The organism is Actinotignum timonense, from assembly GCF_030216305.1.
GTDB lineage: Bacteria > Actinomycetota > Actinomycetes > Actinomycetales > Actinomycetaceae > Actinotignum > Actinotignum timonense_A.
Window position 1 is genome coordinate 1 of sequence record NZ_JASOKT010000007.1, and the last position, 21,134, is coordinate 21,134.

The 21,134-nt window shown below is 62.8% G+C and carries 22 protein-coding genes; 6 read left to right on the forward strand and 16 right to left on the reverse strand.

Features of this window, described 5'->3' with window-relative positions:
• Positions 1–12: 12 nt before the first annotated feature.
• The 5 genes from QP305_RS04995 to pyrH all read right to left on the reverse strand — a co-directional run bounded on the left by QP305_RS04995 (position 13) and on the right by pyrH (position 3,872).
• Positions 13–876, reverse strand: coding sequence for a GNAT family N-acetyltransferase (locus QP305_RS04995; RefSeq protein WP_284904316.1), 864 nt, complete (start codon positions 874–876; stop codon positions 13–15).
• Positions 877–886: 10 nt separating this feature from the next.
• Positions 887–1,426, reverse strand: coding sequence for a DivIVA domain-containing protein (locus tag QP305_RS05000; protein WP_284904317.1), 540 nt, complete (start codon positions 1,424–1,426; stop codon positions 887–889).
• Positions 1,427–1,584: 158 nt separating this feature from the next.
• Positions 1,585–2,463 carry a phosphatidate cytidylyltransferase gene (locus QP305_RS05005; RefSeq protein WP_284904318.1) on the reverse strand — a complete coding sequence of 293 codons (879 nt, stop codon included), beginning with the start codon at positions 2,461–2,463 and terminating at the stop codon, positions 1,585–1,587.
• A complete protein-coding gene (frr, locus tag QP305_RS05010) occupies positions 2,463–3,020 on the reverse strand; it encodes a ribosome recycling factor (RefSeq protein ID WP_016442491.1) in 558 nt (185 codons plus the stop codon). Before frr ends, QP305_RS05005 begins: the two co-directional genes overlap by 1 nt.
• A 102-nt stretch (positions 3,021–3,122) precedes the next feature.
• Positions 3,123–3,872, reverse strand: a complete 750-nt coding sequence (pyrH, locus tag QP305_RS05015) for a UMP kinase (RefSeq protein WP_284904320.1) — start codon at positions 3,870–3,872, stop codon at positions 3,123–3,125.
• Between the two features lie 64 nt (positions 3,873–3,936).
• Here pyrH and QP305_RS05020 point away from each other — a divergent pair, with 64 nt between their 5' ends.
• On the forward strand, positions 3,937–5,031 hold the full coding sequence (locus tag QP305_RS05020; RefSeq protein WP_284904321.1) for a YeiH family protein: 1,095 nt from the start codon (positions 3,937–3,939) through the stop codon (positions 5,029–5,031).
• A 170-nt stretch (positions 5,032–5,201) separates the two neighbouring features.
• Here the strand turns inward: QP305_RS05020 and QP305_RS05025 are convergent, their stop codons facing one another.
• The 3 genes from QP305_RS05025 to rpsB form a co-directional block, all read right to left on the reverse strand.
• The gene (locus QP305_RS05025; protein ID WP_284904323.1) at positions 5,202–6,083 is read right to left on the reverse strand and encodes a formate/nitrite transporter family protein; all 882 of its coding nucleotides are present in this window, start codon (positions 6,081–6,083) and stop codon (positions 5,202–5,204) included.
• 433 nt (positions 6,084–6,516) lie between these two features.
• Positions 6,517–7,365 (reverse strand): translation elongation factor Ts, encoded by an 849-nt coding sequence (tsf, locus tag QP305_RS05030; RefSeq protein WP_284904324.1) that lies wholly within the window; start codon positions 7,363–7,365, stop codon positions 6,517–6,519.
• A gap of 29 nt (positions 7,366–7,394) precedes the next feature.
• The gene (gene rpsB, locus QP305_RS05035) at positions 7,395–8,270 is read right to left on the reverse strand and encodes a 30S ribosomal protein S2 (protein ID WP_284904326.1); all 876 of its coding nucleotides are present in this window, start codon (positions 8,268–8,270) and stop codon (positions 7,395–7,397) included.
• A gap of 708 nt (positions 8,271–8,978) precedes the next feature.
• Here rpsB and QP305_RS05040 point away from each other — a divergent pair.
• The 5 genes from QP305_RS05040 to QP305_RS05060 all read left to right on the forward strand — a co-directional run bounded on the left by QP305_RS05040 (position 8,979) and on the right by QP305_RS05060 (position 13,411).
• Positions 8,979–9,941, forward strand: coding sequence for an ABC transporter ATP-binding protein (locus QP305_RS05040; protein WP_284904327.1), 963 nt, complete (start codon positions 8,979–8,981; stop codon positions 9,939–9,941).
• A gap of 14 nt (positions 9,942–9,955) precedes the next feature.
• Positions 9,956–10,684: an ABC transporter permease gene (locus tag QP305_RS05045; RefSeq protein WP_284904329.1), complete on the forward strand. Its 729-nt coding sequence runs from the start codon at positions 9,956–9,958 to the stop codon at positions 10,682–10,684.
• Complete coding sequence (locus QP305_RS05050) at positions 10,684–11,436, forward strand: ABC transporter (RefSeq protein ID WP_284904330.1); 753 nt, start codon at positions 10,684–10,686, stop codon at positions 11,434–11,436. Before QP305_RS05045 ends, QP305_RS05050 begins: the two co-directional genes overlap by 1 nt.
• Complete coding sequence (gene rsgA, locus QP305_RS05055; protein WP_284904331.1) at positions 11,433–12,539, forward strand: ribosome small subunit-dependent GTPase A; 1,107 nt, start codon at positions 11,433–11,435, stop codon at positions 12,537–12,539. Before QP305_RS05050 ends, rsgA begins: the two co-directional genes overlap by 4 nt.
• A gap of 245 nt (positions 12,540–12,784) precedes the next feature.
• Complete coding sequence (locus tag QP305_RS05060; RefSeq protein WP_284904332.1) at positions 12,785–13,411, forward strand: M23 family metallopeptidase; 627 nt, start codon at positions 12,785–12,787, stop codon at positions 13,409–13,411.
• A gap of 83 nt (positions 13,412–13,494) precedes the next feature.
• On the opposite strand, the gene QP305_RS05065 is transcribed toward QP305_RS05060, so the two are convergent.
• The 8 genes from QP305_RS05065 to rplS all read right to left on the reverse strand — a co-directional run bounded on the left by QP305_RS05065 (position 13,495) and on the right by rplS (position 21,094).
• Positions 13,495–14,430: a tyrosine recombinase XerC gene (locus QP305_RS05065; protein ID WP_026428531.1), complete on the reverse strand. Its 936-nt coding sequence runs from the start codon at positions 14,428–14,430 to the stop codon at positions 13,495–13,497.
• Between the two features lie 21 nt (positions 14,431–14,451).
• Complete coding sequence (gene dprA / locus QP305_RS05070; protein WP_284904334.1) at positions 14,452–15,885, reverse strand: DNA-processing protein DprA; 1,434 nt, start codon at positions 15,883–15,885, stop codon at positions 14,452–14,454.
• Complete coding sequence (locus tag QP305_RS05075) at positions 15,872–17,392, reverse strand: YifB family Mg chelatase-like AAA ATPase (protein WP_284904336.1); 1,521 nt, start codon at positions 17,390–17,392, stop codon at positions 15,872–15,874. Before QP305_RS05075 ends, dprA begins: the two co-directional genes overlap by 14 nt.
• Positions 17,389–17,814: a YraN family protein gene (locus QP305_RS05080; RefSeq protein ID WP_284904337.1), complete on the reverse strand. Its 426-nt coding sequence runs from the start codon at positions 17,812–17,814 to the stop codon at positions 17,389–17,391. Before QP305_RS05080 ends, QP305_RS05075 begins: the two co-directional genes overlap by 4 nt.
• A gap of 128 nt (positions 17,815–17,942) precedes the next feature.
• On the reverse strand, positions 17,943–18,266 hold the full coding sequence (locus QP305_RS05085; RefSeq protein ID WP_026428528.1) for a DUF2469 domain-containing protein: 324 nt from the start codon (positions 18,264–18,266) through the stop codon (positions 17,943–17,945).
• Positions 18,266–18,943 carry a ribonuclease HII gene (locus QP305_RS05090; protein WP_284904338.1) on the reverse strand — a complete coding sequence of 226 codons (678 nt, stop codon included), beginning with the start codon at positions 18,941–18,943 and terminating at the stop codon, positions 18,266–18,268. The genes QP305_RS05085 and QP305_RS05090 overlap by 1 nt, the downstream gene beginning before the upstream one ends.
• Before the next feature lie 5 nt (positions 18,944–18,948).
• Positions 18,949–19,848 (reverse strand): signal peptidase I, encoded by a 900-nt coding sequence (gene lepB / locus QP305_RS05095; protein ID WP_284904340.1) that lies wholly within the window; start codon positions 19,846–19,848, stop codon positions 18,949–18,951.
• An 892-nt stretch (positions 19,849–20,740) separates the two neighbouring features.
• On the reverse strand, positions 20,741–21,094 hold the full coding sequence (rplS, locus tag QP305_RS05100; RefSeq protein WP_016442470.1) for a 50S ribosomal protein L19: 354 nt from the start codon (positions 21,092–21,094) through the stop codon (positions 20,741–20,743).
• Positions 21,095–21,134: the final 40 nt, after the last annotated feature.

Genomic DNA, 21,134 nt, shown 5'->3' on the forward strand with positions numbered 1-21,134 from the left:
CCCCCCCCGCAGCTAGAGGAGAACCGTCGCCCACTCCCCCGCGCGGCTGAAGCCGACATGCTGGTAGAGCCGCACCGCGGCGGCATTGTAGTCATTGACGTAGAGGGAGACGGTGGGCGCGTGGCGGGCGCGCACCTGATCGACGACGCTGGCCATTGCCCGGGTTGCTATCCCACGCCCGCGCAGGTCGGGAGCGGTCCATACGCCTTGGATCTGCGCCACTCCCCCGGCCAGCGCACCGATATCCGCCTTGAATTCAACCCGCGGGGCGCCGGTGGTGGGGTCGATGCCCATGCGCACGAAGGTGCGGCCGGCGCGGATGAGCTCCCGGACCCGGCGTGCGTAGGTGGGTCCGTACACGGTGGGATCGTATCCGACTTCCTCGGTGAACATAGCCACCGCCGCCGGAAAAACAGCGCCAAATTCCCAGGGTTCGGCCGGGCGTACCTGCGGATCGGGCACCACCGGGGAGGCGTGGGTCAGGGAGAGGGAATATTGGCGCGCGCGAACCTCGCGGGCGGGACTCCAGGAGCGCTCCAGGTGCTCCCATAGTCCAAGAACCTGGTCGGCTGGCCCGAGGATGGAGCAGGCTACCCGATACCGGGACAGAATGTCGTCGCCTAGTTCGCGCAGCCCCGCCGCTGAAAATCCGAGGGGAATAATATTCCCGCCGTCCCAAGCGAGGGCTTCAATATCGCGGCGGTGCATCGCCGCCAGCGCCGAGGATGTTCCCACGCCCATGCGTTCCACATTGACGCGGGCGAGCACGGAATTGATCGGGTCGCGGGCTAAAAATTCCAGGGCGCGGGATTTATCCGCGCCCGTGAGACGGCGCAGCGAGGATGCGGCTCGATGCGGCCAAATGGAGCGTTTCATCGCGGTGTGTTTACTCCACCGCAAGCAAGACGCTGACAGCTCGCTCGAGGAACACGTCCACGACGGCCTCATCATAAGCATTTTTTCCGCGTGATTCCGGGAAAATAGCATCCCGTACCACTTCAGAGGTTACGGTTTCTTCGCCGTCGAAATACCGGGCGAGGCGGTCAAGAAGCTCATCAACGTCCGTTTTGCGGTATCCCCAGTCTTCGGCGTCGGCAAAACGTTGCCCGGCCGGGCGTAGCAGGCGCGGGTAGAGACTTTTGGCATCCTGGTAGGCGAGGTTGAGCCAGGCCTGTTCCCCGCGCGCCCCGATGGTATTTGCGCGCTTGAGGTGAATAAAGGCGGCTTCGAGGCGATCAAGGGCGGCATCCACGCGGGCCGGATCGTATCCGCCGCGCTGGCGGGAAAACCCGACGCGCCGCACATCCGTTTCGTCCATATCGCCAGTTCCCCGCGAATATGCGTCTTTCGCGCGGGCGAGGAAATCATCGACCTGCTCGGTATTGTATCCGCGCGTGAGCGGACCCACTCGCTTAAACGTGCTCACAACTCACCTCACTTGTCTGTGCCAGCACCACGGTGCCGGCATGCCGACCTTCCCTCTTAATGTGCCGCACTCATTTTGCCATATGCGCCCGCCACGCGCCGCTCTCGCTCACAGCGCAGCACCGCCCGGTACTACGGTGTGGAAATTTGGAGAGTCCTTCAGAACACCCCTTGCGCCGCAGCGAAGAAGAGGTAGCAGAACGGCGCCCAGAGCAGGATGGAATCGATGCGATCCAGCATGCCACCGTGCCCGGGGAAAATTGCTCCCATATCCTTGACACCGAGCCAGCGCTTGAGGCGTGATTCAAGCAGATCACCGGCGGTGCAGCACACCACCGCCGCCATACCGATGGCCAGCGCCCACCACGCGCTGTGCCCCAGGGCCACCGTGGCAAGAAGAAGTGCCACCACCAGGCAGGCCAGCACCGACCCGGCCAGCCCCTCCCAGGTTTTCTTCGGGGAGATGCGCGGGGCGAGCGGATGGCGCCCGAAAAGCACGCCGGCGGCCCAGCCCCCCGTGTCATTGGCAACGGGCAGGAGGATGAGCGCTGCCACCATCCACGCTGGGGAATCAAGCTGGCACAGCGCCACCGCGAAACTCCCCAGCACGCTAATCCACAGGGAAACGAAAACTGCGCAGGCGGCGTCGCTCACCTGTGCACGCGCCCGGTCGCGTATCCCCAGCCACACGGCGCAGGCCACCACCGTCGCCCCGAACGCCAGCATGGCGGCGCCGAGTCCGCGCCACCAGGCAAGCGCCAGTATGGCGATATTCCCGGCCAGCAGCATCGTGAGCGGGAGTCGAATACGGCGCGCGAGAAACGCGCCCGCGGCCTCCCATACAGCAAAGCTGAGCGCCACCACCACAAGCACCACAAAAAGCTCGATGCGCCAGAGAACGCTAAGCGCCACCAGCGCCAGCAGGATGAGCGCGGTGGGGACGGCGGCTTTGAGATTCCGGCCGGCCCGCGAGGAGGTGGGGCGCGGCGGTTGGGGGGGACGCGGAGCGAGCATGCTCCGCAACGAGGGGCGCGACATTAGATTTCGAGCAGGTCCTTTTCCTTGCCTTCGAGGAGCTTATCGATCTGCTCCACGAAGCTCTTCGTCAGCTTTTCCAGTTCGTCTTCGGCGCGCTTGACTTCATCTTCCCCGGCCTCGCCATCTTTTTGAATAGCTTCGAGGGTGTCCTTCGCCTTGCGACGCACCGCGCGGATGGACACGCGCCCATCTTCAGCGCGGTTGCGAGCCAGCTTGACGTAGTCCTTGCGGCGTTCCTCGGTCAGGGCCGGGAGGTTCACGCGCAGCACGTTGCCATCATCGGAGGGATTGACGCCCAGGTCAGATTCGCGCAGCGCCTTGTCGATCCCTTGCTTGGCACCCGGATCGAACGGCGTGATCATGACGGTGCGCGGTTCGGGGATGGTGATGGTGGCTAGCTGCTGGAGCGGCGTGAGGGTGCCGTAGTAGTCCACCAGAATCGGGTTGAACATCCCGGCGCTGGCCCGCCCGGAGCGGATATGCGAAAATTCTTCGCTGGTTGCTTCAATAGTTTTGCCCATCTTTTCGCGGGCTTCGCGCAAAGCTTCTTCAATCATATTTTTTCCTTCGCAGTTTCGTTCACGGCGCGTAGCTACGTGGTACGACGACGCAGCAGCATCCACGCGCCCGATGTGACATATCTTACCGGCTTAGCGGGGCTATGCGCCCTGAGCGGAGACCACCGTTCCAATATTCTCACCGCGCAGCGCGGCGGTAACATTCCCCGGCTCGGTCATCCCGAAAACCCGCATCGGCAGGGAGTTATTCCGCGCCAGGGCAAAGGCGGCGCCGTCGGCCACCTGGAGGTTGTGGGAAAGCACTGTATCGTAGCTAATGGTGCTGAGCTTTTCCGCTTCCGGATGGGTACGCGGATCGGCGGTATAGACTCCGTCTACCCCGTTCTTGCCCATGAGGAGCTCATCGCAGCGCAGCTCAAGGGCGCGCTGGGCGGACACGGTATCGGTGGAGAAGTAGGGCATGCCGGCCCCGGCGCCGAAAATAACCACCCGCCCTTTCTGGAGGTGGCGGATGGCGCGCAGGGGAATATACGGTTCGGCGATCTGGGTCATCTGGATCGCGGTTTGCACGCGGCACTGGGTGCCGGCCTGCTCAATGAAATCCTGGAGCGCGATCGCGTTCATGACGGTGCCGAGCATCCCCATATAGTCCGCCCGGGCCCGATCCATTCCGGACTGTTGCAATTCGGCTCCGCGGAAGAAGTTTCCTCCGCCTACAACGATGGCCACTTGGATTCCCGAAGCCGCCGCTTCGGCAATTTCCCCGGCGACGCGCTGGAGCACTGCGGCATCGACACCGACGCTACCCGCCCCAAAAGTTTCTCCAGATAGTTTTAGAAGAACTCGGCGGACTCCATCCGAGCTCGCGTCATGTTCCAGTAGTGTCACCATTGCCTCCCGTCGCTCAGTTCATCGGGCTTAACCATACCAGCGCGCGCTGAGGCATAATATCCGGGTGTCTAATAAAAATACTTCTTTCGACGCCGCCACGTGGGCGGCGTCCTTGCGCGCCCTCACGCCGGGCGTGCTGCTCGCCGCTCTCATCGCGGTGGCATCCTGGGGCTTGAGTAAGTTGATGCCCCTGCTCTCTGCCATGCTCTTCGCCATCGTACTGGGCATGCTGGTGCGCAACCTGGGACTTATTCCCCGCTCGGCCAACCGCGGTCTCACCTTCACGTCCAAGCGGGTGCTACGCACCGGAGTGGTGCTCCTGGGGCTGCGCCTGTCCATCCCCGCAATTTTGGGACTGGGCTGGGGCACTCTTATCACTATCATCACCTGCGTGACCGCAACGATGCTCATTTCGGTGCCGCTGAGTAAACTCCTGCGAGTGCCCCATGCCTCGGCTATTCTCACCGCCGTGGGCACCTCAATCTGCGGAGCCTCCGCGGTGGCCGGAACCTCCGCCGTGGTGCGGGTACGTAACGAAGATGAGCGTGATACCGCCGCGGCAACCGCCATTGCCTGCGTCACGCTTTTCGGTACCCTCACCCTGGTGGTCCTCCCCTGGCTGGCCCACCTGCTGGATTTGAGCGCCAATCAGGCGGCGGTGTGGATGGGTGCCACCATTCACGAGGTTGGCCAGGTGGTGGCCGCCGCGAATATTTACGGTGGGGTGGCCGATACCGCGACCGCTGCCAAGCTCGGGCGCGTGGTGTGCCTGGCCGCCGTTATCGCCGTGGTGGGGCTACTGGAGCGCGCCGCTAAGCAACGTGAGGCCCGCGCCGCGGGGCTGGACGGGGCGGCGCTTGATGCCCACGGGCACACCCGTAGCTCTGCTCCCCTCATCCCGCTGTTTGTGCTCGGCTTCCTTATCGCGGTGGGGATCGCCTCCGTGCTGGAAAACCAGGCTTGGGCGGCCAGTGCCTTGCAGATTCTTGGTAACGACGTTGCTAACTGGCTTCTCATCGCCGCCATGGGCGCCATGGGCGCCGGTGTCCACCTCAAGACGATTATGCATACGGGGGCACGCACCGTCCTCTTCGGTTTCCTTCTCACCTTGGTGATTGTGGGGATCGGGCTGGCTTGCGTGGCCGTTTTCGTGGTGTAGCAGCCGCGTAGCATCCGACACACGCGAAAGCGGGGGCCTCCACTCAGGAGCCCCCGCTTTCTTTGCCCCGTGGCCGGGTAGAAATCTTGCCCAGCAGTCGGGATGGCCATGCGCCCGTACCTGGGGATGTCCTTGCCCCGTACCCGGGGCGATGGCTATGGCACCGTGGATTACTTGAGCGGTGCGTCGTAAACGTCGGCTGCGTCGTCGTCACGCAGATACGCAACCCAGAAGTAGGTGGCGAGGATGAAACCGCCGCCCACAATATTGCCGAGAATCACCACACCGATATTGAGGGCGACGGCGCCCGGCGTGAACGCGGCGTAGTCGGCGAGCCCGTGGCCGGAAGCGAGCACCGCTTCGGAATTCCAGAAGGCATCCCCGCCCCAGTACTTGCACATGAGGCCGAGCGGGAGCAGGAACATATTGGCGATGGAGTGCTCGAAGCCGGCGGCAACGAAGAGCGGAATGGGACACAGGCAGGCGAGAATCTTATCCGCCGTGGACCGCCCCGACTGCGCGATCCACACGCCAGCGCACACCGCGATATTCGCGAGCACACCCAGCAGGAAGGACTCGGGGATAGAATGCGCGGCCTTGCCCGCCGCCGTGTGGAGGGCAACTTCGCCCCATGCCCCGCCGTTGGCGAGCGCCTGGCCGGCCCCGAAGACGAGCAACGCCAGGAACAGTGCCCCAACGAGATTGCCGGCCAGGGAGGTGCCCCAGTGAGCGAAGAAGCGCCGTGGGCGCACCCGCTTGTGGTAGAGCGGCATGACCGTCATCGTGGTTGAGGTGAAGAGGTCCGAGCCGGTCAGCACCACCAGGATGAGGCCGACGGAGAAGCACAGGCCTCCCAGGACTTTCGCCGGGCCGAGCGGCCCGTCAGCCAGGCCCTGTTGCGACGTAATGTAGAAAATGTATCCCATGCCAATGAAGGCACCGCCGGAGAGCGCCATCACGAAGGATCGCGTCAGCGGTTTCTTAGTTTTCTTGTATGCCGCGCGGGCGTTTTCAACCGCGAGGGTATGCGGATCAGGAATGGTTATGCTCACCTCTTACTCCTTTGTCAGTTCAGCGCCCCTCATCTTATGTGAAAGTGCCCGCTGAGAGCTATAGATATTTACGAGCAGATAGAGACGGGGCACGGTGCGGACGGCGGGCCCTACGGTGCAGGCTACGGTGCTCTGGGATGGCGGGCCAGTTCGCGGCGCATCATGGTGATCGCCCCTCGCCGACGGTGCGGACGGTGGGCTGGCCCCGCCCCGCGGCACGCGGGGCGGCGTCGTCGTACTAACGGCGCGCATCACCGCGCACACACCGCACCGGCGCCCACCAATCGCACCGCACCTACACGCAAGGCACCGGCGTTACATACAACGGAGGGCGGGACGTACTCTCGTACCTCCCGCCCTCCGGCGTTTAGCGTTATCGCAACCGAAAGCTAGGCTCCCGGCAACCGGAAACTACATCCCGGTGCGCGCAAACTTACTCAGCGTGCGAACCGACGCGCAGGCGCTTGAAACCGGTCACCTTGCCGCCGGTCTGGGACACGATGGTCTTGACCGGGGTCTTCGGCTCGCGGGCGTAGCCCTGCTCCTCGAGAACGACCTGCTTGTAGAAGCCGTGCATACGGCCTTCCACGATCTTCGGCACGGCCTTTTCCGGCTTGCCTTCGGCGATGGTCGTTTCGGTGGCGATGCGCTTTTCGGTTTCCACCACGTCGGCCGGAACGTCCTCGATGGAGAGGTACTTCGGGTCGAGCGCGGCGATGTGCACGGCGATGTCGTGCGCAACTTCGGCAGCCTTGGCATCGGTGGCAACCAGCACGCCCACCTGCGGGGGCAGGTCGGGGTTGGTGCGGTGCATATAAGCTTCCACGTGCTCACCCTCGAGGACTTCCACGTGGGAGACTTCCATCTTTTCGCCGATGACGGCGGTCATGGCGGTGATGCGATCCGCAACGGTGCCGTCGCCCAGCTTGGCGGCGAGCAGCGCTTCCACGGTATCGGCGCCGGAATCCACGGCGGCGGTGAGGATCTCATCGGCCATACCGATGAACTTCTCATTCTTGGCCACGAAGTCGGTTTCGGCGTTGATCTCCACGAGAATGCCACGCTGGCCGGCAGCGGTATCGGATACGTGCGAGGCCACCAGACCGTTCGCAGCGGTGCGATCCGAACGCTTGGCGGCGGACTTCATGCCCTTAACGCGCAGGATCTCTTCGGCCTTGGCGGAATCCCCCTGGGCTTCGTCGAGAGCCTTCTTGGCGTCCATCATGCCGGCGCCGGTCTTGTCACGCAGCGCCTTCACATCGGCGGCTGTGTAATTAGCCATGCTTCACTCCTCACTTGTAGCGCTCAGGCTTAGGCCTGGGCGTCAGCTTCTTCGGACTTGTTTTCTTCGGATTCGGTGGCTTCGGCCGGAGCTGCTTCGGCTTCCGCGGCGGGAGCGGCTTCTTCAGCCTTGGGGGCTTCTTCGGTAGCTTCCCCGGCCGCGAGAACTTCGCGTTCCCATTCGGGCATCGCATCTTCGGTGGCGTTCTTGCCGGCACCGCGGGCCAGGAGGCCTTCGGCTACCGCATCACCGATGACGCGGGTGAGCAGCCCGACGGCGCCGATGGCGTCGTCGTTACCCGGAATCGGGTAGGCCACTTCGTCCGGATCGCAGTTGGTGTCCAGGATGGCAACCACCGGAATATTGAGCTTATTGGCTTCGGAGACCGCGAGGTGTTCCTTGTTGGTGTCCACAACCCACACGGCGGAGGGCAGGCGGTGCATATCGCGCAGGCCGCCGAGGGTCTTCTCCAGCTTGTCCTTTTCGCGGGACAGCATGAGGAGTTCCTTCTTGGTCAGGCCCGAGCCGGCAACGTCCTCGAAGTCCATCTGCTCGAGTTCCTTGAGGCGTTCAATACGCTTGGCAACGGTCTGGAAGTTGGTGAGCATGCCGCCCAGCCAACGTTCGTTCACGTAGGGCATCCCGGTGCGTTCGGCCTGTTCCTTCACGGCTTCCTGCGCCTGCTTCTTGGTGCCCACAAAGAGGATATTTCCGCCGTGCGCCACGGTTTCCTTAACGAAATCGTAGGTGCGGTCGATATCGGCGACCGTCTTGCGCAGGTCAATAATGTAAATCGAGTTACGATCCGTGAGGATGTAACGCTTCATCTTCGGGTTCCAACGGCGGGTCTGATGCCCGAAGTGCACACCAGCTTCCAGCAGCTGGCTCATGGTGACGACAGCCATGCGGCGTCCTTTCTCAGGCGCCATCGGGGCGATGGCGCGGTATCGGTTCTTGCACGACGGCGGAATTGCCGCCGCGCCCTGGTGCCCACGAACCACGGTTCCCAATATGCGCCACCCACTGGGCAGCCCATAGCGGGACCGATCCGCGACCCTCGTATGCGGGCACGCGTATTACGACCGGAGATAACCGGCCGCCTGTACATACTACCCCACCCGGAAAAACGGGGAACGGCGGGCGGATGTGATTTTCGCGGGAATATTGCGGCTAGAGAGTGTGCGCACGGGGCGGGCACATAGACGGGCCTGGTAAGCACGTATACGGGGCGGCGCGTATATGGTGCGGGACCGTCAGGGCGAGCGCCGCTCGCACACGTGCACCCGCTACGTCTCACGATGCGGCTGAGGTTGTACAGCGTTGCCACATGACTATAGGATGACCTGCATAGTTACTAACACTGCAATCTAGGAGCGACCTGCCCTATGAGAGTCCTTGAATCCAACACCTATCGCATCAAGGAAATTCTCTTTATATAAAAATGCGAGAAAGTCGTATTCTCGCACGCGTTTAGCGATGATGCGCGCCCGGAGCTTATAACTACTTTTCTGAAGCCTCCGGGTGAGTACGCCTATGTACTTTCCTAAATGGCGGGTGCGGGAGGGGTTCATGCTGCCCTGAATACGGCAATTGGATTGATAAGGACAAGGATTTTGATAGATCCTCATATTCCCGTCCTCGATGTCGCCCATGTGCGGCGCGTTTTCGGGAAAGATAAATTTGTTGCAGTTGAAGATGTGTCCCTCCAGGTGCAGGCAGGCCAGGTGCATGCCTTGCTCGGTCCGAACGGGGCCGGGAAAACCACAACGGTGCGGATGTGCGCCACCTTGCTGGCCCCCACGTCGGGGCAGGTGCGGATCGCGGGGATTGACGCGGTGCGCCATCCGGAGAAGGCACGCTCACGCCTGGGCCTGGTGTTAGGCGGCGACCTCGGGTTTTATCCGCGGGCTACGGCGCGCGATAATCTCCTCTATTTTGCCGACCTGCAAGGGGTGGCGAGCGGGCAGCGGCGCGGCGCCGTCGCTGATGTTCTTGAGCGTGTCAAGCTCACCGATTCTGCCGGGGCCAAGGTGGGCCAGTTTTCGCGCGGTATGCGCCAGCGTCTCCACCTGGCGCGCGCCTTATTGGGCGCCCCGCCACTCCTTCTTCTTGACGAACCGACCACGGGGCTGGACCCCGATGTCGCGCTAACGGTGCGCGATATTCTCCGCGAGGTTGCCGCCGGCGGCGCCGCCGTGCTCCTCACCTCGCATTCCATGCCGGAGGTGGAAGAACTGGCGGATATCATCACCGTCATCGGCACCGGCAAAATCGCGGTTCGCGGCAGTGTGCGCGATATTGCGGACTATGCCGGGGTGGGTGCAACCACAACGTTCACACTGGGTGCGCGCAAGGCAGATATTTTCGCGGGCCTCGAAGCTGCGTTCCCCGAAGCGGTGATTATTCGCCGTCCGCGCGCGGGTAATTGGGCGGTCACGATCTATTGGGATGCGCGCTCCGGTGCGCAAGCCGAACGCCTGGTGGCGCTTCTCGGGCACGAGCCGGAGGACCTGGTGACCCGCCCGGCCTCGCTGGAGGAAACGTATCTGGCGCTGGCAGATGGGTTGGCGCGGTGATCCGGCAGTTACGTATGAGCGCTTTTCACGTGCGCCAATTTGTGTCTGTCCCCTATTTTATCCAGCTCATGGTGACGACGACGCTCGCCACCGCACTGGTGCAATTCCTGAGTTTCCGAGCTTTCGGGACTATGAGCGCGACGCAGGGGTGGGTGCGTGCCGGGATTATCGGCATGTGGACCACGGCCACTTGCGCCGCCGGAATTATTGGTTTCGAGCGTTATAAGGGCACCCTCGTCTACCTGGTGAGCGCGCCGATTGGGGCGCTACGGAGCCTAGCCGCGGTGGTGGCATCGGCCGGTTCCTTCGGGCTGGCGGCATTCCCGGTGGCCTGGGTGACGTGGGCTCTGTGCTCCGCCTCAATCACCTTTACTGCACCGTCGTGGGGTTTTGCGTGCGGCGTCCTTCTGTTGTGGATGGGTTGCTTGAGCGTATCCTTCGTCATCGCCGCGCTTTTCGTGCTCACCCCGAACGCGATTAGTTACGAAGGTCTGCTTCTGGTTCCGATGTTTTTAGCATCCGGGATTCTTTTTACGACGACGGCGCCACCTGCCTGGCTGGCCTATCTCTCCCTCTTCGTCCCCCTCTCGATGCCCACCTCCCTGCTCTTCGGAGAAGCTATTACCTGGAGCGACGTGGCGATCTGGGCGGTCGTGCTGGGTACGTGGCTGGCAGCGGCGGGTGTGGCGGGACGCGCGGCGCTGCGCCGTGCTACCCGCTCCGGGACTTTGGAGGTGATGTGATGCTGACGCGTTATCGCTCGATTATTCGGGTCTCCTGGGCTTCGTCAGTGACCTTTGCGACGGTGGGGACGGCGGTGACCGCCCTCCTGGTGCTTCCGCTCCTCGACGTGCTTTTTGATGTGGTGCTCGGCAATGATGTGGGAACCCCGGACCTGGTGCGCACCGGCTATGCCGCGGCGCTGGTTGCTTTGGCCACGTCGGTGGCCTCCGGAGTGGTCAGCGCGGTGGCAACCGACCGGGCGCTGGGGATCTTCCAGGAAGTTCACCTGCGCCGTCGCTTCGACGTGGTGTACTGGGTGGCGGTGGCTACCGTTCCATGTATCTTGGCGGTCTCCACCGGTAGTGCGGCCATCGGCGCCGTCTGCCTGCTCTCCCCGGACAAAGATGCCGCGCTGCTGGGGCGAGTGACGCTCTTAGCGGTGGCTGCTTTGGTATGCGGGGTGCTGCTCGGAGTGGCAGCGGCCGGGATCGGGGTGGATCTGCCCGATCCGTATCTGGGGGCAACGCTACTCGCGACGTTCTTGCCGGTATTCACCGGGGTTATTGTGCCTCTCGAGTACTACCCGCCCGTGCTGGCAGCACTGGCGAATGCCGTCCCCCTCTCGGGAACCATTGCCGGTATCGCTGAGCCGGCCGGGTGGCTGGTAGTCCGCGATATTGCGGTTGCGGCGCTCTGGGCCGGTATCGGTGTATTAGCGACCCGCCATGCGGTGGCCCGGCTGCGTTCGGGTATGCGGAGGGATGTTTTATGACTTTTCTGGGTTTTGATGAACGCTGGGCCGCCTACCTGACAGTCGCGGAAATGAGCCTTGGCGGCGCCGCGCGCGTGCACGGCGGGCGGATCGCCGCGGTACATCGCGGCGCCGTTGAGGTTCTCCGCGTTGATGAGGCCGGTGCGCCGGACGAGGTGCCGGACGGGGCTGCGCATGGTGCGCCGGACGGGGCACCGTTGCGCATTGACCTCGATATTCCGGGCCACTGCCGGGATAGTGAATCCTGGCCGCCGATGGTGGGTGACTGGGTAGGCGTGGATGATGCCGGGCATATTCTCGACATTTTGCCGCGCCGGACCTACCTCACCCGCCCGTCGGTGGGCCGTGCTGCTCTCGAGCAACCTATCTGCGCGAATATTGATGTGGTTCTCATTGTGGAACCCGCGGTGCCAGCAGCCAGTCGCGGGCGTATCGAACGCTTCGTGGCCCTGGCCCACGCGAGCGGGGCCCGCCCCTGGCTGGTGCTCACGAAGGCGGACCTGGCAAACCCGGCAGATCTTCAGGAACTGGGGGAAGGGTGCGAAGAAGTGCTTGCGCTTGATGCGCGCTCGGCTGTGGACGTGGCGCGACTCGTTGAGCTCCTCTCCGGCACGGTCGTGGTGGTGGGGCGCTCCGGCGCGGGAAAATCCACCCTCACCAATACCTTGCTCGGAGCCACCCAGACGGTGGGAACGGTGCGCGAAAGCGACCATAAGGGTCGGCACACCACCACCGGACGCCAGCTGGTTTGCGGAGAACACTTCGCGGTCATCGACACTCCCGGGGTACGTGCACTGGGAGCCACGATGGACACGGAGGCGATTGCGGATACCTTCGCGGATATTCGCGAACTAGCTGCTTCGTGCCATTTCGCGAATTGTAGCCACGGGCGAGAGCCGAGGTGTGCGGTGCGCGAGGCATGCGCGAGCGGTGCTTTGGACGTGGACCGGCTGGATCGCTATCTGCGAATGATGGCGGAGGCGGAGCGGTTACGCTCCCGCAGCGATGCGAGAACGGCGCGGAGCCAGGACCGGCACGCTTCGAAAGAGAATACCCGCGGGCGGCGGGAAACGATGCGCCTAAAGGGCAAAAACCGCGGATAACAGCGCAAAATCCCGGGGCGAGCGCCCGGATACAAGCCCGAGCTATCCACAGGATGCTGGAACGCATCGACTATCCACAGCCTGCGGTGGCCCTCTGGCAGGCGAGTCCTAGCCAGGGCATGCTCAGCCCTATGAAGACTCTCAGGATTTTTGCGACTCAATTCCCCGGTGCACGCTGTGGCCCGGGCACCAGTACCCGTGCCCGGGCCGCAGTGCGCTCGCGCTCCCGTGCGGGGCGCATAATCGTGGCACGCTGCCTGGCTGCGGCCGGCGCAGCTCTTACCCTGGTGGCGAGCCTTATTTCAGAATCAGCATCTGGCACGGTGGCGGCGTCGTCGGATAATACCCCCGCGCCGGCCGCAACCTCGACAACGGATAGCGAGCCGGAAAAACCACTTACGTCCACGCCCGTGGCGGACGCTGAAAATGTAGCCCATACGAAAGCAGCGCAGCCTCGCGCCACCGGCTTCCACTCCCCTACCGGTAGCGCGCCGGTGGTGACCCGGCCCTTTGATCCGCCCAAGCACAATTGGCTGCCCGGGCATCGCGGTGTCGATGTGGAGCTTCCAGCGGGGAGTCCGGTGCTGGCTGCTGGCTCGGGCACCGTGGTGTATGCCGGGATGCTCGCGGACCGCCCCGTTATTTCTATTGAACACGCCAATGGCCTGCGCACCACCTATGAACCCGTGGAGCCAAGCGTGCACCGCGGGGATACCGTGAGCGCCGGGACCGTGATTGGAACGTTGCTGGCCGGCCATGAGGATGGCGGGCGCTTCCCCGGGGATGTTTTGCACTGGGGCGCACGGCGCGGGAAAACCTATATTGACCCGCTCTCGCTCCTCTACCGGCGTGAAATTCGCCTGTACCCGTAACATCCGTGACGCTCACGTGACGCTCGTGTGGTATTTCAGGGATGCTTCTGTGGTGCTTCAACGATGTTTCTGGTGAGGAGTACTTAGGCCCGCGGATGGGCCTGCGCGAATGCGGCCCGCAGCCTATCTGCGCTGACGTGGGTGTAGCGCTGCGTGGTTTGCAGGGAGGAGTGGCCGAGAATCTCTTGGACGCTGCGCAAATCCGAGCCGCCGTTGAGAAGATGCGTGGCGGCGGAATGGCGCAAATCGTGGGGGGTAATATCGGGCACCCCCGCGCGGCTGGCGGCACGGTGCACGACGTCGCGCAGCGAGCGCGGGTTGAGGCGCCTACCTTGCGCCCCCAAAAAAAGCGCCCGAGTCGGTTCTTTCATAAGAGCGGCACGCGCAGGCAGGTATTCTTGCACGGCCCGCATGGCCGGCACCCCGTACGGGACCACGCGTTCCTTATTTCCTTTTCCGACGACGCGCACCGTCAGATCGGGGCGAACCTGGTCAATATCCAAGGAACAGACTTCGCTCACGCGCAAACCCGCCGCGTACATGAGCTCGAGAGCCGCCCAGTCCCGGTAGGCAAGAGCTTCTCCGCTCTCAACAGCGTGGCTTTTCGCATTATTGAGCAATTGTTGGGCCTGGTGCTCGTTGAGAACATGCGGGAGCTCGTTGGTGACCCGAGGTGATTTCAGCCTAGAAGCCGCATCCGAAGCGGTATAGCCGCACCGGTATGCCCAGGAACTAAAAGTTCGTATCGCGGCCGATTGCCGGGCCATCGAAGCCAAAGCGCTACCGTGTTCGCGCGAATGTGCTAGCCAAGCCCGCAGATCAGCGAGATCCAGGTGTTCGAGGTCAATATCGAGGTCGGATAAGTCCTCATCCCCCGCTTTGTTTCCGGTGGATAGCTCGTGGAGAAAAGTGAGGAGGGAGAGCACCTCATGCAGATAGGCGCGGATCGTATGTTCGGAGTATCCGCGGCGCAGCCGCAATTCTCGCTCATAACGTTCCAAGATATCTGCTACTCGCATGCTCCCCAGTTTATGCCAGTCTTAGGAGGACCGCTGCCGGCTCGCCTCCCGAGCCTGGGGCGTCAGGCGCCACTTCCCTCCTCGACTTTCCGCGATTCCTGCTACCTCGAGTTTCCCGAGGGCCGCCATCACCTCAGCAAATCCCATTCCCGCGGTCTGCGCTATTTTATCCAGCGGCTGGTAATTACGAGCCGGTAGCGCATCACGCACCCGCACCGCCCGCGGATCACCGGCAAGCGGATCGGTAACGGCAAGCCCGAGCCCTAATTGCACCCCGCTGGCAAGGGCACGAGTGACCGTCCGGCTTGCGGCTCCGCTACGGTCATGAGCCGCCCCGTTTCCCTGCGCCGCAGTCCGAGTGCGATTGACATGGAGGAGTTGCTGGCCGGCGCTAAAGCCGAGCATTTCCACAATATCTTCCACCCGGGTAATGCACACTGCACCTTCCCGCAGCAGCCGGTGGCATCCCGTTGAGCACATGGCGTAAATGGAGCCGGGTACTGCCCCGACCGGGATGCCGTAGGTATGGGCGTGCCCCGCGGTGTTAATGGCGCCCGACCTGTAGGGAGCTTCAATAACAACAACGGCTTGTGATAGGCCAGCAATGATCCGGTTTCGGGCCAGGAAACGGTGCCGGTGGGGAGCATTGCCCGGTGCGGTTTCGGAGAGGGCGAGCCCGCCGGTATCAAGAATCCGCGCGAAGAGTTCCTGGTGGGCTTTGGGATAGGGGCGGTTGATCCCGCTGGCGAACACCACCGCGGTCGGAGCATTCGCAAGCACGGCGCCACGGTGGGCGGCCGCATCAATACCTATGGCTCCCCCGGAAACGATAAGGGCACCGCGTTCGGCCAGCTCGTAACTAAAATCGGTGGCGATCTTTTCGCCATAGTCGGTAGCGGCGCGCGAGCCCACCATCGCGAGCGCGGGACGATCCAGTGCCGCGATATTTCCTTTCCACCACAGCCCCAGCGGACGTTGTTCCCCGAGCTGCGCTAAGGATTGCGGCCAGGTGGGGCTACCCGGGTACGTGAATCCGTAGCCTCGGTTGAGTAGTTCGCGGTCGCGCGCAAAGCCCTGTGCATCGTACCGGGCGCTCCAGCGGCTAGCTGCCGCGCGTAGCGGTTCAGGAACTGGTGCGCCTGCGCGTGCTTCCTCGAGCCAGGCAAGCGCTCCGGCGTAACCGAGGTTATCGGTGAGAGCAACGGCGTGGTAATCCTCCCCTTCGGCCAAGCGTGTCCACGCCATTGCTGCGGTTTCTTCTTCCCAACCGGCAGCGTCTGTTCCGGTGGTTTCCGGGTGAGCCGCTCCTGTTCCGGTAGTTCCCGGGTGAGCCGCTCCTTTTCCGGTAGTTCCCGGGTGAGCCGCTAGCGTGTCGGCCGTTTCCGCGGCGGTGCCGCTCGCGCCGGCAGCTCCCGTTATTTCGCTGCTGGTCCGGGGTGTTTTATCCTCCGTCATAGCCAGAATTTCCTTTCCCGCGCAGGGCGAACGCCCCGGCAACGTCGTCGGTGGTGGGTTGTGTATGGCCGGCTAGGTCTGCGAGGGTCCAGGCAACTCGCAGGATTTTATCCGCGGCTCGCATGCTGATGAGGCCGCGGGTGAGGGCCTCGCTCAGACTCGCGCTTGAGCTAGTTGCTAACTGAGTGTGGGCCCGGAGCCAGGTGCCTGGGATAGCGGCGTTCACGTCCCAGGTTTCACTCCGGAAGCGGTGGTGTTGGCGTTCGCGTGCTTCGCGCACCCGCGCGGCAACCGTTTCGCTGCTATCGCCGCTATTGCCCGCGGCTAATTCCGCCCGGCTCGGCCTGGGCAGATTCACCATGAGATCGATGCGATCCCGCAGCGGACCTCCGATGCGATGCTGGTAGTGGGCGCGGTCCGCTCCCGAACAGGTGCAAGAGGTTGGGGAATCTAGTAGCCTGCCGCACCGGCACGGGTTTCCTGCTGCGACCAGTTGGAAACGAGCCGGGAAGCATACCGAGCCTTGGGCGCGGTGAATATGCACTTCTCCGGATTCCATGGGTTCGCGTAAAGATTGGATAGCCCGGGTGGTGAATTCGGGAAGTTCGTCGAGAAAAAGTACGCCGTGGTGCGCGAGGGAGATGGCGCCGGGGCGGGGCCGGCTTCCGCCTCCCACCAACGCGGTGGCACTCGACGTATGATGGGGCGCCACGTAGGGAGGTCGGGTGGTGATCTCCTCAAATTGCCCCACAATGGAGCGAATACTGGCACTTTCTACGGCTTGGGCGCGGGTGAGGGGCGGCATGATTCCCGGTAGGCGGGTGGCGAGCATAGATTTACCCACTCCTGGTGCTCCGATCATGAGGAGATGGTGGCTTCCCGCGGCTGCTATTTCCAGGGCGTGGCGGGCCAGGTATTGGCCCCGTACCTCTGAGAGGTCGCCCATATCAGTGCTGGTGCGAGGCTGGGCTACCGGCACAGGTGGCGGCGGTGGCACCGGGTCACTGGCCGCTCCCAGGCGCTGGGCGATCTGGGTGATATGCCAGATTTCTCCCACCTGGATCTGGGCGAGTGCAGCTTCGGTTCCGCAACCGTGGGGAACGATGGCGTGCCGGAAGCCGTGGTGGGCGGCGCCCAGCACGCACGGTAATACTCCCCGCACCGGGCGTACCGATCCGTCCAGACCTAATTCGCCCAGGAAAACAGTGCCGGGTGGCAGGTGGGTGTGGGCTTGCGCAGCGAGGATGGCGGCAGCAATTGCCACATCAAAAGCGGTGCCGACTTTCGGGGTATCTGCCGGGGACAGATTGACGGTGACGCGCCCGGCCGGGAAGTTGATCCGGGCGGCGGCGAAAGCGGCCCGGATGCGTTCGCGTGATTCGCTCACCGCCGCATCAGGCAGGCCCACAATCGTGAAATTCGGCAGACCTGAAAGGATCGCTACTTCCACCCGGATGGGCAGGCCCTGGACTCCGAGGATCGAGACGGTATGGGAGGTGCCAATCATGAGGCATTCCGCAGATGCTCGATGGTAACGGGACCGGAGGTGGGCACGGTGACGGCCACGATATCCACCGCGAGATCAGGGTAGTGCGCGCCATCAGCGTGGAGCCACTGCGCCAGGAGGCACCGGAGCCGGCGATACTTTTCGGGGCTGACGGCCAGCGGTGCCGGCACCGTATTGTGCCCGCGCCGGGTTTTCACCTCAACCGCAACCAAAGCCCCGCTGGGTTCTTCGCGGCATATCAGGTCAATTTCCCCGCGCCGGCATCTCCAATTCTGGGCCAGCACCTGGTAGCCGTGTTCCCGCACATATGCGGCGGCCAGGCTTTCTCCCCATTCCCCTAGCTCCCTGGTGGTGGCGGAAGCGGGAAGCGGGGCAAGCTCGCTGCGGGCGATGCTGGCATGCAAAGTTTCACACTGGTACATGCCCCTAGTGTGGCGCGGAAATTACCGATGGTTGCTCGAGGGGTGCGTGGCTGGGGATAGCGTCGTCGTTTCAGAAACCTGTGGATAAAAGCGAGCTCCCCGAGAACTCACAACGCAACAGCCTCCAATTAAAGAGAGGAGCCGGGCAGATCGAGTTCGCGGGTAATATCGGTCTGGTTGAGCTCTTCAATATTGACGTCTTTGAAGGTCACCACGCGTACCGAGCGGATGAACCGGGAGGTGCGGTAGATATCCCACACCCACGCATCGGTGAGATTCACTTCGAAGAACACATCCCCTGCCGTGGAGGATCGCACTTTCACGTCTACGTCGTTGGCGAGGTAGAAACGCCGTTCGGTTTCCACCACGTACCGAAAAATCTTCACAACATCGCGGTACTCGCGATATAACGCGAGTTCCAGTTCGGCTTCGTAGCCGTCAATCTCGCTCATTATTCACTCCTTACCGCGGGCAAATGCCACGACATTCGATGATACGGGCTCGGCCCCACCTGCGCGATAGCTTCGAGGTGGGAGGGCGTACCGTACCCTTTGTTATGTTCCCAATCGTAATCGGGAAATTCTTTCGCGAGCGCCTCCATATAGCGGTCTCGTTCAACTTTAGCGACGACGGAGGCCGCGGCAACCCCGGCGCAGGAAGCATCCCCTTTAATCACGGTGGTGACCGGAAGCTGCGGGACGGTCGGTTCGGCATCGAAAAGGGAATCCTGGGCCCACCAATTGTGCTTTCCATCAAGAAGAACGGCATCGGGGTGCAGTCCTTCTTTTTCCAGCTGGGCGAGGGCGTCCGCGGCTGCGCAGCGCAATGCTTCAATAATTCCGACCTGATCGATAACGCTGGCGGGGGCGCTTCCTACCGCAACCGCTAGCGGCCAATCGCGGGCTGCCTGGTAGATCGTTTCGCGGCGGTGCGCGCTCAGCATTTTCGAATCGCGTAATCCGGGCGGGAAAGCATCCGGAGTATTTCTGTCCAGGAGAGCAATACCCACGCAGACCGGCCCGGCGATAGCACCGCGACCCACTTCATCCACGGCGGCGAGAATACGCCCGCCGCGTTCCTCGAGCCGAGCTAACAGTTCTTTTTCAACTGTACGATCAGGTTCCTGCACGCGTGCTACCTGCCCTGCCCGGAGAGCGTGGAGCTAGGCAGCCCCGGCTGGGCCGCCGTGGCCGCGTATAAGGAGCGCGGATCAACGGGGTTCTCCGGCAGCGCAAGCCGCACACTTGCGGGCGCAGCAGGTTCGGGAACACCGGCGAAAACGTGGCTCATATCAGGTAGGCGCCCGTGGCGGCTCCACGGAGCAAAAACGTACCAGGCCCGGCCCACCACATTATCTACCGGCACGAATCCGTTTCCGGATTCACGCTGGTGCCAGCGCGAATCCTTCGAATTGGCGCGGTTATCCCCCATCATCCACAGGTAACCTTCCGGGACCTTCACTTCAAATTTCTGCAAGGAGGGTGAAACCCCGTAATTGAGATATTCCTCCGTGATCGGCACGCCGTTGACCTGCAAACGGCCATCTTCTCCGCAGCAGCTGACGGTATCCCCACCCTTCGCAATAATTCGTTTCACCAGGTAGTGGCCAGAATCCGCCGGAAGAAGCCCGATGCCTTGCAGGATACGAGTGCCGGTTTGGGCAATCCAGGAGCGGTTTTCTTCCACATCATCCAGCCAGCCGCCCGGGTCCACAAAGACCACGATATCGCCGCGGCGTAAGTCCTCATTATCGGTCACCATGCGGTTCACGAAGAACTTATCCCCGGTACTCAGCGTAGTTTCCATGGAACCGGAAGGCACGTTAAAAGCTTGGATAAAGAAGGTTTTGATAATGACGGAAACCAGAAGAACGACGGCGACAGTCAGGGCCATCTCCACTACGCTGCGCAAACGTGAATTACGCACGGGGGCTTCCCGGGTCTCAGCATCGGGGCGTACCGGAGCAACCTCAGGAGGGTACGAGGGCGGCTGCTCCATATTGGCAGCGGAGGACTGACCGTCCGTTGTATTCATGGTGACTCCTCCGTGATTGACATGTGCTTCCGCCCGGGCTAGATCATCTCGCAAAGCTTCGGCATAGAGGCCTTCATCAGCATTGGAGAGCTGCTCCGTGAGCGTCAGCCGTAAGCGGGCTTCAGCTGCATTTATCTTAGCGGGCCCCTCCGACACGTTTTTTGCTCCGTTGGATTCTGGTGGTGTGGGCGGGCAAGGCGCTGGCTCGGAATCTGGCCCTGGTGCTGGTGTTGCTGAGGTGTGCCCCGTTGCGGGGGTCGCGGCGGAAGCAGCTGCGGCGGTAACGGTGCCGCGAGCGGCTGGAGCTCCGGTGAAAGCGACGGGAGCTACTGCAGGAGCGATGGAAGCAGCGGCGGGAGTGGCCTCCGAGGCTGGTGACTCCTCCGCGTCAAATAGCTCATCGAGATCCGGTAGCTCATCCACGTCCGGCACAGCTGAAGGTTCGAGGAACGCCGGGGCCGCGTACGGCTCCGGCAGCTCAGGTGGGGTAGGGGTGGAGGTAGGGGTAGCGGCCCGGCGGCCGCGAGCCTGGCTCCGGTGGGTCCGCCCTGCTGGCCACCGCGAGGCATCCTCCGATGCCCGTGACCCGCCTGACGTGCCCTCGCCCATACGCCCCTCCGCCTGAAATAGATAAAAGATATGCGTATTCCATGCTACCAGCGCGCTTGAGCGTACCTAAGGTTATCCGCGCCGTCGTGCCACGCTATTTTGGCGAGGCTCCAGGAATGCTCCAGCCCTCGCTCACCGTTATTTGCTGCTACCTTCGGTTACTGGCGGATACCGGGAGAAATTCGCAGCTATCGCGGGTTAGTAACCAGGACCAGCATGGGTATAAAAATGGACCCGCACCGAGATGCGGGTCCATATGTGAACGAGAAGTTCGTACCGTTCCTTACTTGGAGTCGGTGCGACGTTCGCGAATCTTCGCTGCCTTACCGTGGCGATCACGCAGGTAGTACAGCTTGGCGCGACGCACCCGACCGCGGGTAATCACTTCGATTGATTCGATGGAAGGCGAATGCACCGGGAACTTACGCTCCACGCCCACCCCGAAGGAAATCTTGCGGACATCGAAGGTGGCGCGCAGGCCATCACCCTGGCGGGCGATAACAACACCCTGGAACGCCTGGGTACGGGTGCGGTTACCTTCCACGACGCGCACGTTCACACGCACGGTGTCACCGGCGCGGAAATCGGGGATATCGTCGCGCAAACGCGAAGCATCAACTACATCAAGAGTCTGCATTATTCATTCACTTTCCGCCTCTGCACGCAGGCCAGGGGCG